The organism is Aquihabitans sp. G128 (assembly GCF_019048865.1).
GTDB lineage: Bacteria > Actinomycetota > Acidimicrobiia > Acidimicrobiales > Iamiaceae > Aquihabitans.
In genome coordinates this window covers 3108411-3130667 of the sequence record NZ_CP077604.1, presented here as the reverse complement: position 1 = coordinate 3130667, position 22257 = coordinate 3108411, and the positions used below count along the sequence as shown (strand labels likewise).

Genomic DNA, 22257 nt, shown 5'->3' with positions numbered 1-22257 from the left:
CGAGTTCAACGCCGCGCGCGATGACCGTGTACCTGCGGGCCGGCCGGGTCTACCAAGCCGTCGCGGGGGTGCCGACGGGGAACGCCCAGCCGCACGTCGACGGGGACCACCACGACGAGCGGGCCAACCGGCGGCGGGTGGTGGCGCTGGTCTCGGCGGCGCTGGCCGACGAGGGCGGCTGGTACTACCACGACCCGCTCGGGCGCCACGACGAGCGGGGGCCCTGGCAGTGGGACGTCAACGGGCTGCTGCTCGACGCCCGCGCCCAGGTGCAGGAGGACCGCTCGCTCGGCCGCTGGGCCGACGCCGGCGTGGACCTCGCCGCGGCTCGACCGGACGGCGCGCCGACCCTGTCGAGCGAGGCGTGGGCGGTGGTGGTGGCCCTGGCCGACACCGTGGCGACCACCGAGCTGCGGTCGCGCCTGGGGTGGAGCTCGGAGCGCCTGGTCGCTGCGCTCGACGACCTCGACGCCGCCGGGGCCCTGGCGCCACGCACCCGTCGGGCCGTCGAGTCGATCGAACCGGTGGAGCTGCAGCGCACGCCGGCGCCGGCCCGTCCACCCACCCTCGCCGAGGCTCCGCCCGCCCCGACAGGCGCCGGCACCGCCGCCGAGGCCTCGGCTCGCCTCGCCGCCGGCCGCACCGGTCTGCGGTCGCCGGACCTCGGCCGGGGTCCCGACCCCGACGGGGTCCGCCCGCCCGCACCGGCCTACGCCCTGGTCGGCGGCCGGCCGCCGGAGCCGGCGACGGGGCCGCTCGGGGCCGGCGTGCCCGGTGCCGGCGCGGCGGGCCCGGCCTCGGGACCGCGGCCCGGGATCGTCGAACCGGCCCGGCCCGGCGACGGTGACGAGCGCCGGAGCGCGCTGCGCCGGCTGATCGCCTCCCTGCGGCCGACGTGAGCGTGCCGGCACCGCTGGCCGGGCCGATCGGTCCGGCCAGCGGTCGTGATGACCCGCCACCGATCGCCCTCCGCATCGTGGTCGACGGCGCATCGACCGCCGGCAAGACCACGACGGCGCGCGCCCTCGGGGAGCGGCTGGGCCGCCCCGTGGTCACCCCGGAGGAGGCGGCCGGGCGGACGCTGCTCTTCGACTGGATGGACCACGTCGGCGGACGGAGCGACGGCCGGGCCATCCGCACCCAGGTGGTGGCCGTGCCCGGGCACCTGCCCCACCTCCGGGCCCGCCTGCTGGTGACCGCCGACGTGGTGCTGTTCGTCGCCGACACCAGCGCCGCCGGCATCGGCGACACGCGGGCGGCGCTGGCCCAGGTCCGGGAGCTGCTGGCGGTCATGCCCGAGCCCCGACCCGGCTTGCTGGTGCAGGCCAACAAGCGGGACCGCCCCGACGCCTTGCCGCTCGACGAGGTCCGCACCGCCCTCGCCCTCGCCGAAGAGGACCTGCTCATCGAGACGGTGGCCACCGAGGGCGACGGCGTGCGCCAGTCCTACGTGTACGCCGTCCGCCTCGGCCTGCAGCACGTCCGCGCCGTCGAGGGCCCCCGCGTGGCGGACCGCCAGCTCACCGCCGACGCGCTCCTGGACCAGCTCGACACCGACCCGCACCCCGTGCCCGACCCGGTCCGCCCGGCGCCCCGGCCAGCGCCCCGTCCGGCCCCCGTCGCCCGGCGGGCGGGCCCGACCCGCCGGCTCCTGCCCCCCTCGCCTCCCTGGCGGCGCTGGCGCGACCGGCTCTAGCCCCCTCCAGGGAGCGGGTCAGCTCGCCGCGTCGACGTCGGACGGGCCGGGGCGCGCCGGCCGCCGCAGCGCGCTCGCCGTCACGCCGAGCGCCTCGGCCACGCGCTCGAGCGACGACGACGGCAGCACGGTGCGGCCCCGCTCCAGGCTCGAGATGAGGGAGACGTCGAACCCGGCGGCGGCGGCCACCTGCTCCTGGCTCAGGCCGCGCCGACGCCGGAACCCTCGGGCGTTGACGGCGATGTCGTCGATCTCCACGGGAGGGGAACCGCCGAGCGACCCTTCCATGACGCCACCGCCGACACCGGTGGGGCTCGCGGCCCGACCCCGTCGCGGTCACGAGCGCAGGCGGTCGAGCCGGACCGCGCCCGGAACGCGGGCCGGCGAGCGGCTGTGTCGGATGCCACGACGTGCTCCGTCATGGTCGGTCGGGTCCGGTGCTCCTCACCCGGCGCACCACACCGGTGGGGCGCGAGCGACGCCGCCACCGGCCGGCGCCGCTCCACGGCGCACCGAGGAGCTCCACCACCATGCATCGACCCCGCCACTCCCGACGCGCCACCGCGCTGGGCGGCGTAGCCGCTGGCCTGGTGGTCGCCGCCCTGCTCGCCACCCCGGCCGCGGCCGGCCCGCCGGCCGACCCGGTCACCACCGGCCCGAACGCCGGGCGGGTCATGGGCGCCTGGGGCGGCTACGTCGACGGCGAGTACATCGGGGCGCAGGCCAACATCGGAGGCGGCATCGTCCCCGGCCTGCCGGGCATCGATGCCGAGCTGGGCATCGGCGAGCTCCACGCCAAGGCCAACTCGCAGGGCCTCGGGCTGGACCTCGACAAGCTCGCCTGGGACGAGCCGGTCCCTGCGCCGCAGCCGGGCGAGTTCAGCCGGGCGGCCGTCTCGCACTTCGACTTCGGCGCCCTCGCCAACACCATCAACCCGATGCTCTACAAAGCGGAGCAGCGGTCGCTGCCCCAGGAGACCGACTGGGAGCAGAGCCCGGGCGTGCCCGCCGGGACCGAGATCCCCGGCATCTTCAGCACCGGCGTCTGGTCGGGTCGGGCCAAGGCGAACTGGGAGGGCAGCACCCCGTCGGCCTGGGGCGTGCTGGCACCGGGCCAAGACGCGGTGATCGCCCAGGAGAACAGCCAGATGGGCCAGGTCGACCTCTTCAGCCTGAACGACCTGGTGCCGATCCCCGGGGTCCCCGCCGGCGGCCTCATCGCGGCGTCGGGCGGTGACCAGACGGGCACCGTCGGCACCGTCGCCAAGCCCGACGGCAGCCTGGCCGCCTACGCGGAGATCGATCCCACGCTGATCGGCATCGACGTGTTCGGCGGCGCCGGCAACGGCGGCATCTCCTTCGGCGCCGGCGGCACCATCGGCTCCGACGGCACGTGGGAGCAGGCACCCATCCCGCCCGGCGCGTCCACCCGCATCCGGGCCGTGGCCGACGGCACCCCCGGTGGCGCCAACATCGACGGCGGCACCTTCGGCAGCGAGCCGGCCCTGCCGTCCTTCGAGATCCTGATCGCCAAGGACCTCGTCGCCAGCATCGCCCCCGACGCCCAGGACGACTGCGGCACCCTGCAGGGCCGCCCCGACATCTGCCGCATCGCCCTCGAGCCCGGCGTCAGCCTCAACGTGAGCCTGCCGAGCGTGGCCAACCCGATCCTGTCGGGAACGGTGACCTTCGTCGACGTCGAGGACCAGAGCGAGCGCATCGACCCCGCCGGCACCTACGCCGAGGCCCGCGCCGGCGGCGTCACCGCCGACCTCACGCTGAGCCAGCCCAACCCGGTGCCGTTCATGCCCCGCATCGTGCTCGGCTCCATCCACGGCGGCATCGCCACCCCGATGTTCGGCGTGCAGGTCCCGACGGGCGGCATCTACGCCGCTGACGCGACGGCCACCGACGGCCTCACCGTCGACAAGGCGGTCAAGAGCGCCGACGGGTCGAGCCAGATCGACATCGGCGACAAGGCCGTCTACACGGTGAAGGTCACCAACGACTCCGGCCAGGACCGCACCGGGGTGACCGTCACCGACGACCTCACCGGCATCCTCGACGACGCCACCTACGACGGCGACGCCACCGCCACCAGCTCCAGCGGCGGCAGCACGGGCACGGTGTCCTACGCCGCGCCGAAGCTGACCTGGACCGGCGACCTCGCCGCCGGCGAGTCGGTGACGCTCCGCTACACGGTGACGGTCGACAAGGACGCCGCCGCCGGGGCCGACGGCCACCTGAAGAACACCGCGGTGGCCACGCAGGCCGACCTCCCCGACGGCACCGACAGCACCGACACCGAGGTCGGCGTGCCCGACCCGGCCCTCGGCCCGATCGCCCCGCCCTGGATGGTCGGCCTCGCGGCCGGTCTGGGCGGCGTGCTCCTCCTCGGCCGCTCGCGCCGTCGCCGGACCGCCGGCTCCGCCACCTGACCCGTGCTCCTGGGCGGCGGGCCGACGGTCCGCTGCCCTCGGGCCCTACCTGAGAGGACCATCGCATGTCCGGTGGCAAGCTCCCCAGTTCCACGGCGGTGCTCCCAGCCGGGCTGGCCGCCACCGGCGTGCTCGGCCCGGTCGGGCTGTGGGCCGTCATCGGCGCGGTCCTCGTGATGGTCGGCTTCGCCCTCGTGCGCACCAGCTACCTGGCCCGCAACGCCGAGTAGCCGCCGTCGGCCTCGCGCCGCGTCCACCCACCCCGTGCACTCCGACCTGTCCGTCTCGCAGTCGGCCGCCTTCGTGCTGCTGGTCTGGTTCCTCGCGTACGTGGCGGCGATCATCGTCCCGTTCCTGCGCCGCCGTCCGGTGGTGCCGGGACGCGCCGAGGACCTCGACTTCCACGTGTTCGTGCCCTGCCTCGACGAGGAGGCGGTGATCGGGGCCACCATCCGGCGGATCCGGGCGTCGTTCGGGAGCCTCCACGTCTGGGTCGTCGACGACGCCAGCGCCGACGGCACCCTCGCGGTGGTCGAGGCCCTGGCGGCGAAGGACGCCGACCTCCACGTGGTGCGCCGGCGCCGGCCCGAGGCCCAGCAGGGCAAGGGCGAGGCCCTCAACAGCGCCTACCGGGAGCTCGATGCCCACCTGCGCTCGGGCGGCTGCAGCGAGGAGCAGCGGCAGCGGACCGTGGTCACCGTCCTCGATGCCGACGGGAGGCTCGACCACGACGCGCTGTCGGTCCTCGCCTCGGCGTCGGTGTTCGGTGACCCGACCATCGGCGCGGCCCAGATCCGGGTCGCCATCGCCAACACCGAGGCCGACGTCGTCGAGGGCACGGGCTGGCGGGACCGCTGGCGCAACGCCCGCGCCCACTGGCTCCTGCGCTGCCAGGACATTGAGTTCCAGACCTCCATCGCCGCCCAGCAGACGCTGCGGCTGGTGACCGGGTCGGCCGGCCTCGGCGGCAACGGGCAGTTCACCCGGCTCTCGGTGCTCGATCGCATCGTGGCCGCGCACGGCGGGCCGTGGCACGGCTCGCTGCTCGAGGACTACGAGCTCGGGATCCACACCATCCTCGCCGGGGCCCGCACCACCTACGTCCACGACACCGCGGTGCGCCAGCAAGCCCTGCCGACCGTGCGGCCGTTCCTGCGCCAGCGCACCCGGTGGGCCCAGGGGGGGCATGCAGTGCGCCGCCTACCTGCCGCGCATCGTGCGGTCCCGCAACTTCACCAACGCCGGGGTGCTGGAGACCTCCTACTTCCTGCTCGCGCCGTGGGTCGGGGTGGTCGGCCTGTTCCTGTGGCCGCTCGTCGCCTTCTCGGTGCTGAAGTACGCCGTCGAGGGCTACGGCGGGCTGGGGCCGTGGCTGGCCACGGCGTGGTGGATCTGGCCGATGTTCCTGGCCACCGGCATCGCCCCGTTCGCCATCTGGGCCTTCATCTACCGCCGCCGGTGCCGGCCCGACGTCTCCCGCCTCCGGGCCCTCCGATGGGGCCTGGGCTACTGGCTGTACATGTACCTGACCCACGTGGTGCTGCTGCGGGCGCTGGTGCGCCTGGCCGCCGGCGTGACCACGTGGGACAAGACCGACCACGTCGGGCCAAGCGCTGCTGTCGCCCGCCCGACCCCGCCTCCCGAAGGGAACCTCGAACCGTGCTCCCCACCCCCGCGCTGACCACCGGTGCCACCGCGCACCCCATCCGTCGCGGCGCCGCGGGCGCCGGACGGGCCGTGCTGGCCGTCGCCCTGCTGGCGGCGATCTTCAGCATGGTCGTCTGGAACGAGGCCGCTCGGACGCTGGAGGCCACGGCGGTCCGGCCGCTGTTCGACCTCGTCACCCCCGGTGGGTCGCTGGCCGTCGGCGACCGGCTCTACTACAACCTCGGCGCGCCGGGCCGGCCCTACGCCGTGGGCATCACGGCGATGTGCTCGGTCACCGCGCTCCTCGTGCCCCTGTTCGCCCTGGCGGCCTTCTTGGTGGCGGTGGGCCGGTTCCGCCTCCGCCGGGCCATCGAGGGCCTCGTGGGCTCGGTCCTGGTGACCTTCGTGTCCAACGCCCTGCGCCTCGGCATGCTCGGCTACGCCCGCGATCGCTGGGGCATGGAGGGCTTCGACGTCGCCCACCACCTGGTCGGCGCGGTGTTCGGCCTCATCGGCTTCGCCGCCGGCGTCCTCGTCCTCGTCCGCGCCGGCGCCCGCGACTGACGGTGACCAGCTGAGTGGGCCGTCGCACGTCGTCCCAGGCTGCTGCCGGCCCGACGGCGGGTAGGACGCGGCCATGGCCACCGTGCACGTCCGGGACACGCCTGAGGGCGAGCGCTCCGCCGGGCGGTTCCCGCATCCTGTGCGCCTTCAGCGCAGTCGCCGGCGTCATCGGCGTCGGCGTCGGCATCGGCGAGGCGGCCGTCATGGCTGCGTTGGGCTGGGCGCTGGTGGTGGTGCTCGCCGTCATCGGCTTCGGCTGGTCCTGGCGCCACCGCTGGTCCGAGACCGCCGCGGGTCGTTCCCGCTGGCCGCAGACCTGACGAGCCAGCGCCAGTTCGGGAGCTTTGCGCCCCTCCGAGGGACATCGCAGTGGGGCAGGGCCTCGGCCTGCCCCACCGGGCGGTCCTGGGCTCGATCCGCCGATCGTGTGGACTGACGACCACCTTGGCGGAGCGGGAGGGATTCGAACCCTCGAACCTTTCGGTCGCCGGTTTTCAAGACCGGTGCAATCGTCCGCTCTGCCACCGCTCCGCCGGTCATCGTAGGCGTCGGTCGGCCGAGGCCCCAGACCGTTGCGGGGCCGATCGCGTGGGAGTCCGGCGGGCTGGGCTGTGTACCATGCGAGGCGCAACACGGAGAGGTGCCGGAGTCAGGCCGATCGGGCCTCCCTGCTAAGGAGGTGACGGGTCAAACCGTCCGTGGGTTCAAATCCCACCCTCTCCGCCAACGGGACCCCGGCCTTCGGGCCGGGGTCCCTTCGCGCCCGGCGTGCGGTGGCCGCCACGCGCCGGAGCGATGGCTCGGGTCTGCCGGCGACGCCGAGATTTTTCTTCACCGGACCTTTCGGACACCCGGTCGCCGGGCTGCCCGGCGGTCCCTGCGGATCGGCCCTGGTAGGGGGCCAGATCGCCGCCTCGACACCTGGTGGCCACCTCCGTGACGGACCTGGGACATGGGTCACGACCCCGCGACGGATGTTGCATTTGCGTTACCGATGCGACAATCATGTCGGTCGTTCCACCCGTCCAGCTGTGCGGGGGCCTCCGTTGCGGAGCCCACCCCCACCCGCTCAGCGCCTGCGGCGCCCCCGGTCCCGACCGGAAGCCGCATCCGCTTCCGAGCGAACGGGTCCCTCGATCCAGGAGTCCCAGAACGTGAGCAACCCCCAGCACACCGCGGCCAGCGAGGACCTCTCGGTCCCCACGACCGTGGCGCGACGTCGCCGCACCGCCCTCCGGGTGGTGCTGCCGCTCCTGGCTCTGCTCACGGTCGCCTTCGCCACCACGGCGTGCAGCCCGGAGGAGACGGCCAAGGACGCCATCGCGAAGTACTGGGGCAAGAACACCGACTGCGCCGAGCGCATCGTCGACCGGGAGTCGAACTTCCAGGCCGGCGCGGTGAACAAGAGCAGCGGCGCCACGGGCCTCTTCCAGCTCATGCCGAGCCACGCCAAGTGGATCAAGGCCACCTACGGCTACGAGTTCTCCGAGATGAAGGACCCGTACAAGAACGCTCGGGTGGCCAAGGGCCTCTCGAACGAGGCGTTCCGCTACTGGGGCGACGGTTGGCAGCCCTGGCGCATCGGCAGCGGCGCCCAGCGCGGCGGCGGTTGCCCCGCCTGATCGGGCTCCGCTCACACGATCTGATCGACACCCGCCCCTCGGGGCGGGTGTCGCCGTTTTGATCGACGGCGGTCGGATGCTCCGGTCGGAGTGGCGGACCGAGCCTGCGCCCGCCAACATCTGGTCCCTGACGACCCGTCAGATCGCCGCCGTGCCGACAGGGGACCCCTCGTGACCATCGATGCCACCACCGACGCCCCACCGCTCCTGGTGGCCGACGAGGCCCGCGTGCGCACCCTCACGCTCAACCGGCCCGACCAGCTCAACGCCTGCAACGAGGCGCTCTACGACGCCCTCACCGACGGCCTGATCGATGCTGCCGAGGACCCGAGCATCGCCGTGGTGCTGCTCACCGGCGCCGGCCGGGCGTTCTGCGCCGGCACCGACCTGGTGGAGATGGCCAGCCGGGTCATGGACCCCGACTCCTACGTCGAGGGCAAGCACGGCTTCCTCGGCCTCATCGACACCCTGGTCGACTTCCCCAAGCCGCTCGTGGTGGCGGTCAACGGCCTGGGCCTCGGCATCGGCACCACCATCCTGGGCTTCGCCGACCTGGCCTTCATGAGCACGACGGCCAAGCTCAAGTGCCCGTTCACGCAGCTGGCCGTCGCCCCCGAAGCGGCCTCGAGCTTCCTCCTCCCCCGCCTCCTCGGCCACCAGGCCGCCACGTGGGCGCTGCTCAGCAGCGAGTGGCTCAGCGCCGAGGAGGCCCACCAGATGGGCCTGGTGTGGAAGCTGGCCGAGCCCGATGACCTCATCGCCGAGGCCCGCCGCCACGCCGAGGTGCTGGCTGCCAAGCCCATCTCCAGCCTCACCGCCTGCAAGCGGGTCATGGTCGCCCCGCTCAAGGCCGAGATCGCTGCGGCCCGCGAGCGCGAGAACCAGTGCTTCGTGGAGCTCATGGGCGGCCCCGCCAACAGCGAGGCCCTCGCCGCCTTCGCCGAGGGCCGCACCCCCGACTTCACCAACCTCCCGCCCGGCTGGTAGCTCGCCTCAGTTCATCGACGGCGGCGGCGGCCACGACAGCCGCAACGGCCGGTAGGGCGAGCTGGAGGCCGGCCGCTGCCGCACCGGTGTCGGCGGTCGGAACGAGGGCGGCGCCACGGCCGGAGGAGGGGCGCCAGCCCCGGCGTCGGGTTGACGGGGTTCGGTGAAGAGGCGGTCGATGTCCTGCAGGCACCGGCCCATGGCGACGAGCGTCTCGGGCAAGAGGCTGCGGCCCGGGTCTCGGTAGCACCGGTCGCAACGATGGTCGGCGCAGCGTCCGAGCTCGTCGACCGGTTGGTCGATCCCGAGGCGGTGGGTCCCCGGTCCGAACGGCCACCGGACGAGGCGACCGCTGGCGTAGCAATCGTGGGTGAGCAATGCGCGCAGCCGATCGGCCTTCGGGCCGTGCGGGTGGGCCTGCGGGCCCGAGAGAAACTGGCCCCAGTTCTTGGCGGTGCGTTCGAGTGGCACGCCGACGATGAACTCCGGCAGGGTCCCGAGCGGCAGGTCCGGAAGCCCCGCGTGTCGCGCCGCGTCCGCAGGCGGGCAGCTGGTGAAGCGCCCGTTGCCCACGTCGGTGGGGGAGGCGGTGAGCTTGAAGGTCTCGCCTTCGGCGGTGACGAACAGCTCAGCGCTTGTCCGTTCGTGGAGGTAGACCCACAGGTCCAGGCTCCGTCCACGCCGTCGCCGAACGCCGAGGAAGGCGAACTCGTCGAGGCGGAGCAGGTCCGGGTGCCCGTCGTGGGCGGCGACCCGAGCGGCGCGGTGCAGCGGCCACCAGCAATGGGCGCCGGGCACGAAGTCGGCGCCCACCATGATCGAGAGCTTCAGATCGACGCCGCCGATCGTCGTCCACATCCGTCGCATGGGCTGAGCCATCGAAACCTCCTCAAGTCGAGACGCGGACCGCAGACCGCAGTCCGCCGGGAAGGTCCCACCATCATCGGCAAGGGGGGGTGACAGTTCTGGCTGCGCCCAGCGCAGTGGACGGAATCGACTCGGCGGAAGCTGGGCGGCCTCTCGCGAGCCGACGGTGCTTCGCTCTTGAAGGTGTGTGCAGTTGACCGCGCTCAGCGCCGTGAAGTGCACGAGCCTGGCGTCGCCGGGGCGCAGTGCCGAGGGCCGAAGCTCACGCCTCGGGCGTGCTCCTCGCCGAGGCGGCGGCTACGAGGGCGGCGAGGCCTTGGTCGACCAGGGCGAGGGCGTCGGCGTCGACGAGCTCGGTGCCGTCGTACTTCTGGCGCACGGCGGCAATGGAGATTGCGCCGACCAGGTCGCTCGAGATGACCTTGAGCACGGGCGACAGCGCCTCGCGGGCCTTGACCCCGCCGCCGGGCCCGGCGGTGATGAGCAGGACCGGCTTGTCCACTAGCTCGCCCGAGCCCACAACCCAGTCGAGGGCGTTCTTCAGGTGGCCGGGGTAGCTGTGGGCGTACTCGGGCGTGGCCACCACCACGGCGTCGGCGGCGGCCAGCTCGGCGCGCCAGCGGGCGACGGCCTCGGGCGCCGGCTCGACGTCGAGGTCCGGGTTGAACGCCGGCAGGTCGCCGGTGCTGGCGAAGACGTGGAAGGCCGTGCCGGCTGGGAGGCGGTCGGCCACCGTTCCCAACACGAGCAGGTTGCTCGACGCTGCCTGCAAGCTCCCTGACACCCCGAGCACGTCCACGGAGACGTGCAACCACCGAGCCGGCGGCGATCATCCCGCCGTCGGGACCGATCCCCGTTGGCCCCTCACCGAAGGCCCCGACTAGGGTGACCCGGCACCTCCAAGCGCTTGTAGCTCAATTGGAGAGAGCATCTGACTACGGATCAGAAGGTTGGGGGTTCGAGTCCCTCCAAGCGCGCCAGAGCAATACGCAGGTCAGAGGCCCCTCCGGGGGCCTCTCCTCGTTATCGGGTCCACCCTGCGCACCTCGTCGCCTGCGCTGGCTCGGCCGGCGGTCAGCGGTTCAGCAGATCAGTCTTCGAGGTCGGGGTCGTGTTCGTGGGCGCGGTGGCGCCAGTAGCCGACGAGGGAGACCTGGTCCTTGGGGAGGCCCCAGGTGTCGCGGACGTGGCGGCGGACCTGGGTGACGGCGCGGCTCTCGGCGCCGCCCCAGACGTAGGTGGCCGCCGACGGCTGGGGGAGCGAGCGGACCGTGTCGGCGAGGGCGGTGGTGGTGCCGGCCTCGGCGCCGTCCCGGTGCAGCCAGGTGACGGTGATGTGGTCGCCAGACGGGAGCTCTTGGCGGGTCGAGATGTCGTCGACCTCGGCCACGACCTGGGTGGGCACACCGGCGGGCAGCGTCTCGAGGATGACGGCGACGGCGGGCAGGCCGGTCTCGTCGGCCACGAGGAGGTAGGAGTCGGTGCCGGCGGGCGGGCTCCACGAGGTGCGAGGGCCCCAGAGGGCGACCTCGTCGCCGACCGCCACCCGCTCGGCCCACGCCGAGGCCGGGCCGGTGTCGCCGTGCAGGACCATGAGGATGTCGAGCTCGGCCTCCTCCGGCCGCCAGCGCCGCAGCGTGTAATACGCCCCCACCGGCTGGTCCTCCGGCGGCATCGACCGCGCCGCCTCCCACGAGAAGTCGGCGCCGATCGTCAGCTCGGTCCGGCCGGGCGGGGGCAGCAGCAGGTAGAGGAACGTGTCGGGGCCCACCGGGGCGAAGCCGTCGGTCAGGCCGCCGCCCTGGAACGTCACCTGTCGCAGGTGCGGGTTGACGTCCTCGACCGCGGAGACCGACGTGAGGAACGTGCGGTAGCCGCTGGCGCTGGCGATGACCTGCTCGACCGAGGTGGTGCCCTCCTCGCCGGACCGCTCGCGGGCCTCGATGACCAGGGCGAAGAAGAGGAGGAACAGCTCGTCGAGGTGGTTGAGCGGGGCGGGCAGCGGCACGGTGGCCACGTCGTCGCCGTCGGGCCCGGTGAGGTGCAGCTCGATGCCGTCGAGGGTGACCGAGCGCGCCGTCGCCACCGTGGCGTCGCGCCGGTCGCAGAGGATCCGGCCCACGAGCAGGGTGGCGTCGTCGTAGAGGCCGTTGAGGGTCTCGAGCAGCATCACCTGCTGGGCGGCCAGCTGCTCGGCGATGGTGGTCGTCGCGTCGGCAGGGGCTTCAGGCATCGGTGCTCCGCAAGGGGGTGGAGGGGGATCCAGCGTCCGGTCGAGCTGGACCCACCAGGACGACCGTCCGATATTAGGCATACCTAACACACCTGCGTCCCAGCGGAAAGGCGTCCGTTGGAGGCGGCGGCCCGCCGCTTGGCGCACCCGGTGGCGCTACGGGTGCGGGTGACCGCCGGGCCGGGCCGTTCCGGGGTCAGCGGGCCGTTCGGCGCTGGTCGTCGATGAGGCGACCGAGGAGGGCGAGCTGGCGGTCGGTGTCGTCGGTGAACGGGAAGCCGGTGTTGAGGCGGAGGTGGTCGGCGAAGCCTCGCCGGGCCGAGAAGAGGGGGCCGGGGGGCGATGTGCACGCCCTGGGCGGCGGCGGTGTCGTAGAGGGCGAGGGCGTCGAGGCCGGGGACCTGGACCCAGAGGACGTGGCCCCCGTGCGGTGCGGTGTGGCGGGTGTCGGGCGGGAGGTGGCGCTCGACGGCGTGGGTCACCTGGTCGAGCTGGTCTCGGTAGAGGCGCCGCACCCGGCGGAGGTGGCGGTCGAAGCCGCCCGTCTCGAGGAAGGCCGCTACGGCCAGCTGCGGCGCGGTGGCCGTGGCCTGGTTCACCACCAGCTTGAGGTGCTCCAGCGCGCCCTGGTGGCGACCGGGGATGGCCCAGCCCACGCGCAGGCCGGGGGAGAGGGTCTTGGAGAACGACGCGCAGTAGAGGACGCGGCCCTGGGTGTCGAAGGCCTTGATGGCCTTGGGGCGCACGCCGTCGAAGGCCAGGTCGCCGTACACGTCGTCCTCGACGAGGGGGACGTCGTGCAGGTCGAGCAGGTCGACGAGGGCGCGCTTGTCGTCGTCGGCCATGCACGAGCCGCTCGGGTTGGAGTAGTTCGACACCAGCGCCACCGCGGCGATGGCGTGGCGGTCGAGGACGTTGGCGAGGGCGGCCAGGTCGATGCCGCGGACCGGGTGGCTCGGCACCTCGACCACCCGCAGCTGCAGCGAGGCGAGGACCTCGAGGAGGGCGTAGTACGCGGGGCTCTCGATGGCCACCGTGTCGCCGGGGCGGGTCACCGCCCGGATCGAGAGGTACACCGCCTCCTTGGCGCCGCTGGTGATCACCACGTCGTCGGCGGTGACGCGGTACCCGGCGTCGGTGCCGCGCTGGGCGATGGCCCGGCGCAGGTCCGGGCTGCCGGGTGGGGCGTCGTAGGAGTGGCACTCGGTCGGCCGCAGCCGCAGGGCTTGGGAGAGGAGGCGGTTGAGCGCCGGGACCGCCATCAGCTCCGGCCCCTGGACGGCGGCGCCGAGGGTGGGGCGCTGCGGGTTGCCGATGCCCAGGTTCAGCCGCAGGGAGAGGGGTGCGTCGACCCGGCGGGTGCGCAAGGACGCGCTGGCCGCCGCCGGCGGTTGGGCCCCGCTCTCAGCCGGCCGGATCACGAACGCCCCCGATCGCGGTCGGTTGCGGACCAGGCCCCGGGCCTCGAGGACCCGACCGGCCTCCACCGCGGTGGTGAGGCTCACGTCGTGCTGCTCGCGCAGGCGGCGGACCGACGGGATCCGCTCGCCGGGTCGGTAGACCCCGGCGTCGATCTGCTCGGCCAGCAGGTCGGCGAGCTGCACGTAGAGCGGCTCCGGTCGGCCGCGATCCAGGGGCACGATCGAGACCCTAGACCGGTACAGAAGGCGCGAGACGTGAGCTACGGACGATCTGTACCGGTCCAGATGTGGACCACCTGTGCCTTCTGCGGGACGCGGTCCATCCGTACCGTGGCGCCATGGCCCCGACCCGCTTCGACGTGATCTGGGAGGTCGACCCGCCGGTGCGACCCGACCTCGGTCCGCTCCACGCCCAGCTCGATGTGGTCCGCGACGTCGCTACGGCCGTGCTCGTGCCCGACAACCACACGGGCCGGGCCACCGTGTCGAGCATCGCGGTGGCCGAGCGCGTGAACGCCTCGGGCGCCCACGCCATCGCCTGCCTCAACGCCCGCGACCGCAACCTGCTCGGCCTGCGTCGAGACCTGCTCACCTGCATGGTGGGCGGCGTCGACGACCTGCTCCTCGTCTACGGCGACGAGCCCGAGGTGGGCGAGCGGGCCCCCGGCGTCACGGTGCGCTCGATGCTCGAGGAGTGCCGCTCGCACCGCGACGACCTCCGGGTCGGCGTGACCTCCCGGCTCGGTCCCCTGCCGGCGTGGAAGCGCGAGGCCCACCAGCTCTTCGTCCAGGTGTCGTGGTCGATCGACGAGCTGTTGCGCTGGCGCGAGACCGTCGCCTTCGACGGGCCGATCCACCCCGCCGTGCTGGTCGTCCCCAGCGCGGCCATGGCCCGGCGGCTGTCGGCGCGGGTGCCCGAGCTGCGGGTGCCCGAGGCGTGGATCGATGCCGTCGCCGCCGACCCGGCCGCCGGCGTCGAGCTCGCCGCCGAGTTGGTGGAGCAGATCCGCACCTCCGGCGCGTTCGCCGGCGTGCACCTGGTAGCCGGCGTCCGGCACCGCGAGCTCGCTGCCCGCCTCGGCCACCCGGCCACCTCCCGGACCGGCATCCCCGCCTGAGGCGGCCGAGGCCCCGGCGAGGATCCGGTCAGAGGGCCATGCCGGGAACCCGGGCCCCGAGGTCGAGTGCGGGGTCCGGCGGATCCGGGACCGACGAGTTCCGCTCGGTCCCGGCGTCTACCCGGCGGACCCGCAGCCACCTGGGCCGCGACGCAACCGGAGGACGTCCATGGCGACGATCACGATCAGCACCAACAGCTCGCTCGACGGGGTGGTGCAGGACCCCGACGGGACCGAGGGGTTCGACCGGGGCGGTTGGTTCCCGCCGCCGGGGAGCCTCGAGCGGGTGGCGTGGGCCGAGCACGGCGAGGCCGAGGCCCACGCAGCCGGTGCGCTGCTGCTCGGCCGCAGCACCTACGAGTGGTTCGCCTCCCGCTGGGCGAACCGCGACGGCGCCTGGGCCGACCGGCTCAACGGCCTGCAGAAGTTCGTGGTCTCCTCCCAGCTCGATGCCGCCGACGCCACGTGGGGGCCGACCACGGCGCTGCGCGGCGACGTGGCCGAGCAGGTCGCTCGGCTCAAGGAGGAGCAGGAGGGCGAGCTCGTGGTCTACGCCAGCTACCGGCTGGGCCAGCTGCTGCTCGAGCACGACCTCGTCGACGAGGTCCGGGTGTTCGTGTTCCCGGTGGTGCTCGGCGCGGGTCGGCGCCTGTTCGGCGAGACCAGCGCCCGCAAGCCGCTGCGCCTGCGGAAGGCGACGACCGTCGGCGGCGGTCTCGCCCTCCTGACCTACGAGGCCGCCACCTCCGCCTGAGCCCGCGGCGCCGCGCGCCGAGCGGCGAGGCTGGCGGAGGCGGGGCCAGCGGGCGCCCCGTCGCGCGGCGGGCGCGGCGGCGCTGGCGTCGGTACGGTCGGCGCATGAGCCAGCTCGTGGTCTCGGGGGTGGGCAAGCGCTACGGCCGCACCACGATCCTCGAAGCGGTCGACCTCGAGGTGGGGCGGGGCGAGGTGGTCGCCCTCACCGGCGAGAACGGGGCCGGCAAGACGACCCTCATGCGCATCTGTGCCGGGCTCCTCAAGGCCGACGTCGGCACCGTCCGGGTGGGCGGGCCCATCGGCTACTGCCCGCAGGCGCCGGGCCTCTTCGAGCTGCTCACCGCCGATGACCACCTGGTGATGTTCGGGCGGGGCAGCGGGCTGGGTCGAGCCGAGTCGCTGCGGCGGGGCAACGCTGTGCTGGAGGAGTTCGGCTACCCGCTCCACGAGCGGGCCGTGACGCGCGACCTCTCCGGAGGCACCCGCCAGAAGCTGAACCTGGCGCTGGCCCTGCTCACCGACCCCACCGTGCTCCTGCTCGACGAGCCGTACCAGGGCTTCGACCGGGGGACCTACGTGAACTTCTGGGACCACTGCGAGGTGTGGCGGCAGGCCGGGAAGTCGGTCGTGGTGGTGACCCACATGCTGGCCGAGCTCGAGCGCGTGGACCGGGTGGTGGAGCTGCCCGCCCACCCGTCCCGCAGCCACGGGATCCGATGAGGGCGGTGCGACCGTGAGGTCGGTGCGGCGCATCCTGATCATGGCGGAGATGCACGGGCGCGACCTGACCCGGCGCCACGTGGCGCTCGGCCTCCTCGTCGCCCTGCCGCTGTCCTTCTACCTGGCGTCGAGCCGCGACAGCAGCCAGGCGCTGTCGGCCGGCGGCATCGGCATGGCGTTCGCGGTGTCGGGCGCGACGCTGTTCTCGGTCCTGTCGTCGCAGGGCGTCGACCAGCAGCTGGTCCTCGGCGGGTACCGCCCGATCGAGCTCCTGGTGGGCCGCCTCCTGTTCCTCGGCCCGCTCGGCCTCGTCATCGCCGCCGGGTTCACGGCGCTGATGAGCGCGGTGTCGCACCCGGCCCGGCCGGCGGTGCTGGTCCTGGGCGTGGCCCTCGTGGCGCTGCAGTCGGTGCCGTTCGGGCTGGCCGTCGGTTCGGCGCTGCCCCGCGAGCTGGAGGGCACGCTGGTGCTCATCGGCGTGGTGGGCATGCAGCTCGCCGTGGGGCCCGACGCCGGGGTCGCCAAGGTGCTGCCGTTCTACGGGCCGCGCCAGCTCATCGAAGCGGCGACGGGCAACGGCGGCGCCGTCCTCGTGCCGGTCGCCCAGACGGCGGTCTACGGGGTGGCGCTGCTGCTGGTCGCCCGGGTCTTCATGGATCGCCACATCGCCGTCGAGCACCACCCCCGGATCGACCCGCCGACCCCCACCGACGGCTGACCCCGGCGTCCCCGCCGGTCGCAGGGCGCGAGCGCGCTCCTAGCGTGGACGCCATGGCTTCCTTCACCTTCGCTGGTTCGCTCGCTGGTCGCTCCGTGGCTCGGGTGGGCTTCGGGGCCATGCAGCTGCCGGGCCCCGGCGTGCTCGGCCCGCCCCGTGACCGTGACGCAGCGCTGGCCGTCCTGCGGCGGGCCGTCGAGCTCGGCGTGGACCACATCGACACGGCGCAGTTCTACGGGCCCGATGTCGCCAACGAGCTGATCCACGAGGCGCTGCACCCGTATCCCGACGACCTGCTGCTGGTGTCGAAGGTCGGCGCCAAGCGCGACGCCGACGGGGCCTGGCACCCCGCCCAGACGCCGGCCGAGCTGCGCGCCGGCGTCGAGGACAACCTCCGCACCCTCGACGTCGAGCAGCTGGGTGCGGTGAACCTGCGGCGCATGCACGAGCACGACCTGTCCGGCGCCGACGTGGTGCCGCTCGAGGACCAGCTCGCGGAGATGGTGGCCCTGCGCGACGAGGGCAAGATCGCCGGCATCGGCATCTCCACCGCGCCGCTGGCCGAGGTGGAGGCCGCCATCGCCACCGCCGGCATCGTGTGCGTGCAGAACGCCTTCAGCCTGGTCGACCGGTCCGATGCCGACGTGCTCGCCGCCTGCTCGGCGGCCGGGGTGGCCTACGTGCCCTACTTCCCGCTGGGCTCGGCGTTCCCGCACCTGCCCAAGGTGGTCGACCAGCCCACCGTGCAGGCGGTCGCCGCCCGCCTCGACGCCACCCCCGCCCAGGTCGGCCTCGCCTGGCTGCTGTCCCACGACGAGTCGATCCTGCTCATCCCCGGCACGTCGAGCGTGGCCCACCTCGAGGACAACCTCGCCGTCGGCGACCTCACCCTCTCTGCCGCCGACCTCGCCGAGCTCGACGCCGCCACCCCCGCCTGAGCCCCCCTCGCGCCGCCACCCCCTTCCGTGAACTTGTGGGCCCACGCTGCCGAAAACGGCGCTCTGGGCCCACAAGTTCGATGGGGCCGGCGGTCCGTCGATGAACTTGTGGGCCCAGGCTGCCGGAAACGGCGGTGTCAGCCCACAAGTTGCGAGGGGGGGCGGCGTCACCGGATGGCGCCTCCCTGCCGAGGGTGGTGCGACGCCAGAGGTGGCGTCCGAGCGGTGGCGGGGGGCGGGCGGTAGAACACGGCGATGACGCTCGACGACGGCACCGCCGGCTCCTCGCCCTTCAGCACGCCGATCACGCTGGTGGGCCCGGCCCGCCAGCCCCGCCAGCTGCTGGACGACCAGAGCTACGACGGCCACGCCAGCGTCCACGACGCGTCGACCGCCGGCGACCTCGGGCTCACCGGCGCGCCGATCGAGGGGCCCACCCACTTCTCGCAGTTCGACCCGCTGGCCGTGGCCGCCTGGGGCCGGCGCTGGTTCGAGACCGGCTGCCTCAGCGCCCACTTCTCGACCATGGTGGTCGAGGGCGAGGAGGTCACCGCCTCGCTGGCCCCCGTCGAGGGCGGGACGTGGGCCCACACCACGGCGACCAAGGCCGACGGCAGCACGGTCCTCACCGGCACGGCGTCGGTGGGACGCGACGCCCCCACCGAGCTGGAGGGCCGCCTCGCCCGCCTGGGCGATCCGGGCGACCTGTTCATCGTCGACCGCCTCTCGGTGGGGCAGCGCTCGTCGGCGACGGTCACCGCATCGGTCGACCTGGACACTCCGAACGGCGAGCTCTATCCCTTCTCGCTGCGGCGGAAGCTCGACGCCATCACCGAGCCCAGCCCCTGGTATGGCTCCGACGACAACCCGTGGGGCCGGGCCATCCTGCCGTTGGAGATGGCCAGCGTGCTCGCCTACAAGGCGGGTTCGGACCTGCCGCTGCGTGGCCCCGTGGTCGGCCTGTTCCTCGACCTCGAGGTGCGCCTGGAGGGTGCGCCGCTCTTCGTGGGCCAGGACTACCGGATCGATCGCGAGGTCATCGGGCTCGGCCAGAGCCGGCGCACGGAGTCGTACTGGGTGCGCAGCACGCTCACCGACGCCACCACCGGCGAGCCGGCCGCCACCGTGGTCCTGCACTCCGGCGTCTTCAAGCAGTCCTACGCCGGCTACCCGGCCGATCGCCTCTGAGCGCAGCGGGCCGCCGGACGGGCACGCCACAGCTTCCGTGGCAACAGATGGTGTGGCAACGGCATCTGCACCGGCAGCCGTAGGCTCCCGGCATGAAGCACGCCCCGGCCGTGGCCCGCAAGGAGAGCAAGGCCGTGCGGCTGGGCCGCGACGTGCACGTCAACGTGCTGCTGCTGGCCAACCGCTCCACCGAGCAGCTCGACGAGATCTGCCGGGGCTTCGACCTCACCCACGCCCAGTACGTGGCCCTGTGGGTGCTGTGCCTGGCCGAGGATCCCGAGGCGGGCCTGCCGGTCGGGGCGGTGGCCGATGGGCTGCTGAACCGGGCGTCGGACGCCACCCGGCTCATCGACCGCTTGGAGAAGGCCGGCCTGGCCGAGCGCCTGCCCAACCCCAGCGACCGGCGGGGGGTGCTGGTGCGCGCCACCGCTGCGGGCATCGAGCGGTTCGACGAGGTCACCCAGGAGCTGCAGGCCTTCCACCGCCGCCAGTGGTCGAACCTGGATGCCACCGAGGTCGGCGAGCTCGACCGCCTGCTCAAGAAGGCCCTGTGGGCCGACAAGTAGCTGTTGCAACAGTAAACGTCGTCACGTAGGGTTCGACCCGACCGTCGGCAGCAAGGGGACACGGTGCGGCACGAGCTCGAGCTGGCCTACGTCGGCATCCAGGTGCCGGACCCGGCCAGCCTCGCCCCGTTCTTCGGCGACGTGATCGGCCTGGAGCCTGGCGAGCCCACGACCGACGGCGCCGCCACCTGGCGCGACGACGACCGAGCCCAGCGGGTGCTGGTGGAGGCCGGACCGCTCGGCGACCTCGCCTACGTGGCGCTCGAGGCGGTCGACGCCGATGCGTTCGAGGTCGTGGCCCAGCGGCTGCGAGCCGCCGGCCACCAGCTGGTCGAGGGCGAGACCGAGCTGGCCGCCGCCCGCCGCGTCGCCCGCCTGGTGCGGGTCGAGGCGCCCTGGGGCACGCCGCTGGAGCTGGTGCTCGGGCCCGAAGCCGCGGCCCAGCCCTTCGCCTCGGCGCTGGTGCCGGGCGGCTTCCTCACCGATGGCGTCGGCTTCGGCCACGTGGTCATCGCCACCACCGCGTTCGACGAGTCCGACGCCTTCCTGCGCGAGGGACTGGGCTTCGGGCGCTCGGACTGGCTCGAGATCGAGCTGGCGCCGGGCATCGACCTCGAGGTCCGCTTCTACCACTGCAACGGGCGGCACCACTCGGTGGCCCTCGCCCGAGCGCCCTTCGAGCTCCCCCAGAAGCTCCACCACCTCATGTTCGAGGTCAACGACCGCGACGACGTCGGTGCCGCCTTCGATCGGGCCTGGGCCTCGGGGCTGCCCATCCCCAACGGGCTGGGTCGCCACGACAACGACGGCATGTTCAGCTTCTACGTCGCCAGCCCCGCCGGCTTCCAGGTCGAGGTGGGCCACGGGGCCCGCACCATCACCGAGGACTGGGACGACGATCGCCGCTACGACCAGATCAGCGCCTGGGGCCACCAGCCCCTGCGCCAGCCCTGACCCCCCACCCACCCCGCAAGGAGCGACCGTGAAGCTCGCCAACGTCAACGACCGTGCCGTGCTCGTCCTCGGCGACCAGATCGCCGATGTGGCCGAGGTCTCCGAGGGTCGCTTCGGCCCCGACCCCATGGCCCTGTTCGACGACTGGGCGGCGTTCACCGAGTTCGCCGCCACGGTCACGACCGGCAGCGCCCCGCTGGTGGAGGCCGACCTCGACAACCCGGTGCCCCGGCCCCGCCAGGTGTTCGCCATCGGCCTCAACTACCGGAGCCACGCCGAGGAGTCGGGCATGGCCCTGCCCGAGATCCCGGCCACCTTCACGAAGTTCCCTGCCTCGCTGACCGGCCCGTTCGCCGACGTCGAGCTGGCCGGCGCGACGGTGGACTGGGAGGTCGAGCTGGTGGCGGTGGTCGGCGCTCGCGCCGACCGGGTGGCCGAGGCCGACGGCTGGGCGCACATCGCCGGGCTGGCCGTCGGCCAGGACCTGTCCGAGCGAACGGTGCAGTTCGCCGCCGGCAGCCAGTTCTCCCTGGGCAAGTCCTACCGCGGCTTCGGCCCGATCGGCCCCTGGCTGGTGAGCCTCGACGAGCTGGCCGACCCCGACGACCTCGCCCTCGGCTGCTCCATCGACGGCACCACCGTGCAGGACGCCCGCACCAGCGACCTGATCTTCAGCGTCCCGCAGCTGGTGGCCGAGCTCTCGAAGGTGCTGCCACTGCTGCCAGGCGACGTGATCTTCACCGGCACGCCGGCCGGCGTCGGCGTGACCAGCAAGCCGCCCCGGTTCCTCCAGGCCGGCGAGGTGCTCGAGACCTGGATCGAGGGCATCGGCACCATCCGCAACCACTTCGTCGCCCCGGCGGGCTGAGCCGGCCGTGACCACCGAGGTGGTGCTCACCGGTACCGGCGTCCCCCACCCGCGCCCCGGGCGGGCCGGGGCCGGCACCTTGGTGCGGTGCGGCGGCGTGGCGCTCCAGTTCGACGCCGGGCGCGCCACCGTGCTGCGGCTGATGGAGGCTGGGACCGCGCCGCACGCCCTCTCGGCCCTGTTCGTCACCCACGTGCACAGCGACCACGTGGTCGACCTGGCCGACGTGGCCATGACCCGCTGGATCCAGCAGCAGCTGGTGGCCACCGGCCCGCTGGTGGTGGTGGCGCCCGAGGGGGGTGCCGCCCGCTTCGTCGAGCGCATGCTCGACCCGTACGACGAGGACCTGGCCCTGCGGGTGGCGCACGTCGGCGCCGAGCCGATCCGGGTCGACCTCCGCCCGTTCGCGGTGCCGGCCACCCCGGAGGTGGTCTGGACGAGCGACGACGGCACGGTGCGGGTCCTGGCCGTTGCCGTCCACCACGAGCCGGTGCCCGACGCCGTGGCCTACCGGGTGGAGACGCCCGAAGGCGTGGTGGTGGTCTCGGGCGACACGCGGGTTTGCCAGGAGGTCGAGGACCTCTCCGCCGGCGCCGACCTGCTGGTGCACGAGGCGTGCCGGGCCACCGCCCTGGCCCCGCTCATCGCCGGCACCACCTTCGAGACCATCTTCAGCTACCACGCCGACACCGTGGCCCTGGGGGCCATGGCCGAGCGGGCCGCCGTGCCCCACGTGCTGCTCACCCACCTGATCCCGCCGCCGGACCGGCCCGAGGACGCCGACGCGTTCGCCCAGGACCTCCGCGACGGGGGCTACGCAGGCCGCATCACCGTGGGCGAGGACCTGGTGACCGTGGTGCTCGACCGGTCCTGATCGCTCGGTGGCGGCCGGGCACGCTCGGATCCACCTCGGGCACCGGCGTGGCGCGCAGTTCGTTCAGGAAGCCGTAATGGGG

General features: G+C 73.7%; 23 protein-coding genes and 3 tRNA genes. 20 read left to right on the top strand and 6 right to left on the bottom strand.

The annotated features are described in order from the left end of the window. Nucleotides 1-20: 20 nt before the first annotated feature. Both KSP35_RS14990 and KSP35_RS14985 read left to right on the top strand, forming a co-directional pair. Nucleotides 21-899, top strand: a complete 879-nt coding sequence (locus KSP35_RS14990; protein WP_216996631.1) for a hypothetical protein — start codon at nt 21-23, stop codon at nt 897-899. Then, a complete protein-coding gene (locus tag KSP35_RS14985; protein ID WP_216996630.1) occupies nt 896-1696 on the top strand; it encodes a hypothetical protein in 801 nt (266 codons plus the stop codon). Before KSP35_RS14990 ends, KSP35_RS14985 begins: the two co-directional genes overlap by 4 nt. Before the next feature lie 18 nt (nt 1697-1714). On the opposite strand, the gene KSP35_RS14980 is transcribed toward KSP35_RS14985, so the two are convergent. Continuing rightward, entirely contained in the window at nt 1715-1954 is a 240-nt protein-coding gene (locus tag KSP35_RS14980; RefSeq protein WP_216996629.1) for a helix-turn-helix domain-containing protein, read from the bottom strand. A 272-nt stretch (nt 1955-2226) separates the two neighbouring features. On the opposite strand from KSP35_RS14980, the gene KSP35_RS14975 reads away from it, so the two are divergent. The 4 genes from KSP35_RS14975 (at nt 2227) to KSP35_RS24555 (ending at nt 6665) form a co-directional block, all read left to right on the top strand. Continuing rightward, nucleotides 2227-4134 carry an isopeptide-forming domain-containing fimbrial protein gene (locus tag KSP35_RS14975; protein ID WP_216996628.1) on the top strand — a complete coding sequence of 636 codons (1908 nt, stop codon included), beginning with the start codon at nt 2227-2229 and terminating at the stop codon, nt 4132-4134. A 65-nt stretch (nt 4135-4199) separates the two neighbouring features. After that, nucleotides 4200-4364: a hypothetical protein gene (locus KSP35_RS14970; protein WP_216996627.1), complete on the top strand. Its 165-nt coding sequence runs from the start codon at nt 4200-4202 to the stop codon at nt 4362-4364. 34 nt (nt 4365-4398) lie between these two features. After that, nucleotides 4399-6345 (top strand): glycosyltransferase, encoded by a 1947-nt coding sequence (locus tag KSP35_RS14965; RefSeq protein WP_216996626.1) that lies wholly within the window; start codon nt 4399-4401, stop codon nt 6343-6345. Nucleotides 6346-6359: 14 nt separating this feature from the next. Continuing rightward, on the top strand, nt 6360-6665 hold the full coding sequence (locus KSP35_RS24555) for a DUF5325 family protein (protein WP_254126785.1): 306 nt from the start codon (nt 6360-6362) through the stop codon (nt 6663-6665). Between the two features lie 125 nt (nt 6666-6790). Here KSP35_RS24555 and KSP35_RS14960 read toward each other — a convergent pair. Beyond that, nucleotides 6791-6876 (bottom strand) — tRNA-Ser (locus tag KSP35_RS14960). A gap of 103 nt (nt 6877-6979) precedes the next feature. Here KSP35_RS14960 and KSP35_RS14955 point away from each other — a divergent pair. The 3 genes from KSP35_RS14955 to KSP35_RS14945 all read left to right on the top strand — a co-directional run bounded on the left by KSP35_RS14955 (nt 6980) and on the right by KSP35_RS14945 (nt 8954). Further along, nucleotides 6980-7071, top strand: a tRNA-Ser gene (locus KSP35_RS14955). A 428-nt stretch (nt 7072-7499) separates the two neighbouring features. Next, on the top strand, nt 7500-7967 hold the full coding sequence (locus tag KSP35_RS14950; protein WP_216996625.1) for a transglycosylase SLT domain-containing protein: 468 nt from the start codon (nt 7500-7502) through the stop codon (nt 7965-7967). 171 nt (nt 7968-8138) lie between these two features. Further along, nucleotides 8139-8954 (top strand): enoyl-CoA hydratase/isomerase family protein, encoded by an 816-nt coding sequence (locus tag KSP35_RS14945; RefSeq protein WP_216996624.1) that lies wholly within the window; start codon nt 8139-8141, stop codon nt 8952-8954. A 6-nt stretch (nt 8955-8960) separates the two neighbouring features. Here KSP35_RS14945 and KSP35_RS14940 read toward each other — a convergent pair whose 3' ends face one another. Continuing rightward, entirely contained in the window at nt 8961-9833 is an 873-nt protein-coding gene (locus KSP35_RS14940; RefSeq protein WP_216996623.1) for a hypothetical protein, read from the bottom strand. A 250-nt stretch (nt 9834-10083) separates the two neighbouring features. Beyond that, nucleotides 10084-10605, bottom strand: coding sequence for an NADPH-dependent FMN reductase (locus tag KSP35_RS14935; protein ID WP_216996622.1), 522 nt, complete (start codon nt 10603-10605; stop codon nt 10084-10086). Between the two features lie 119 nt (nt 10606-10724). Here KSP35_RS14935 and KSP35_RS14930 point away from each other — a divergent pair. Beyond that, nucleotides 10725-10801 (top strand) — tRNA-Arg (locus tag KSP35_RS14930). A gap of 110 nt (nt 10802-10911) precedes the next feature. On the opposite strand, the gene KSP35_RS14925 is transcribed toward KSP35_RS14930, so the two are convergent. Both KSP35_RS14925 and KSP35_RS14920 read right to left on the bottom strand, forming a co-directional pair. Further along, complete coding sequence (locus KSP35_RS14925; RefSeq protein WP_216996621.1) at nt 10912-12054, bottom strand: siderophore-interacting protein; 1143 nt, start codon at nt 12052-12054, stop codon at nt 10912-10914. Nucleotides 12055-12137: 83 nt separating this feature from the next. Continuing rightward, nucleotides 12138-13694 carry a PLP-dependent aminotransferase family protein gene (locus KSP35_RS14920; protein WP_216996620.1) on the bottom strand — a complete coding sequence of 519 codons (1557 nt, stop codon included), beginning with the start codon at nt 13692-13694 and terminating at the stop codon, nt 12138-12140. Nucleotides 13695-13813: 119 nt separating this feature from the next. On the opposite strand from KSP35_RS14920, the gene KSP35_RS14915 reads away from it, so the two are divergent. The 10 genes from KSP35_RS14915 to KSP35_RS14870 all read left to right on the top strand — a co-directional run bounded on the left by KSP35_RS14915 (nt 13814) and on the right by KSP35_RS14870 (nt 22175). Next, nucleotides 13814-14593, top strand: coding sequence for a hypothetical protein (locus tag KSP35_RS14915; RefSeq protein ID WP_216996619.1), 780 nt, complete (start codon nt 13814-13816; stop codon nt 14591-14593). 169 nt (nt 14594-14762) lie between these two features. Further along, entirely contained in the window at nt 14763-15347 is a 585-nt protein-coding gene (locus tag KSP35_RS14910) for a dihydrofolate reductase family protein (protein ID WP_216996618.1), read from the top strand. Between the two features lie 104 nt (nt 15348-15451). After that, nucleotides 15452-16069: an ABC transporter ATP-binding protein gene (locus tag KSP35_RS14905; RefSeq protein ID WP_216996617.1), complete on the top strand. Its 618-nt coding sequence runs from the start codon at nt 15452-15454 to the stop codon at nt 16067-16069. Between the two features lie 22 nt (nt 16070-16091). Then, nucleotides 16092-16787 (top strand): ABC transporter permease, encoded by a 696-nt coding sequence (locus KSP35_RS14900; RefSeq protein ID WP_216996616.1) that lies wholly within the window; start codon nt 16092-16094, stop codon nt 16785-16787. Nucleotides 16788-16840: 53 nt separating this feature from the next. Further along, nucleotides 16841-17725 (top strand): oxidoreductase, encoded by an 885-nt coding sequence (locus tag KSP35_RS14895; protein ID WP_216996615.1) that lies wholly within the window; start codon nt 16841-16843, stop codon nt 17723-17725. Between the two features lie 255 nt (nt 17726-17980). Continuing rightward, nucleotides 17981-18913 (top strand): hypothetical protein, encoded by a 933-nt coding sequence (locus KSP35_RS14890; protein WP_216996614.1) that lies wholly within the window; start codon nt 17981-17983, stop codon nt 18911-18913. Nucleotides 18914-19005: 92 nt separating this feature from the next. Further along, nucleotides 19006-19479: a MarR family winged helix-turn-helix transcriptional regulator gene (locus KSP35_RS25075; RefSeq protein WP_216996613.1), complete on the top strand. Its 474-nt coding sequence runs from the start codon at nt 19006-19008 to the stop codon at nt 19477-19479. 63 nt (nt 19480-19542) lie between these two features. Then, nucleotides 19543-20433, top strand: coding sequence for a VOC family protein (locus KSP35_RS14880; protein WP_216996612.1), 891 nt, complete (start codon nt 19543-19545; stop codon nt 20431-20433). Between the two features lie 28 nt (nt 20434-20461). Further along, nucleotides 20462-21301, top strand: coding sequence for a fumarylacetoacetate hydrolase family protein (locus KSP35_RS14875; RefSeq protein WP_216996611.1), 840 nt, complete (start codon nt 20462-20464; stop codon nt 21299-21301). 7 nt (nt 21302-21308) lie between these two features. After that, a complete protein-coding gene (locus KSP35_RS14870) occupies nt 21309-22175 on the top strand; it encodes an MBL fold metallo-hydrolase (RefSeq protein ID WP_216996610.1) in 867 nt (288 codons plus the stop codon). Nucleotides 22176-22257 lie beyond the last annotated feature (82 nt).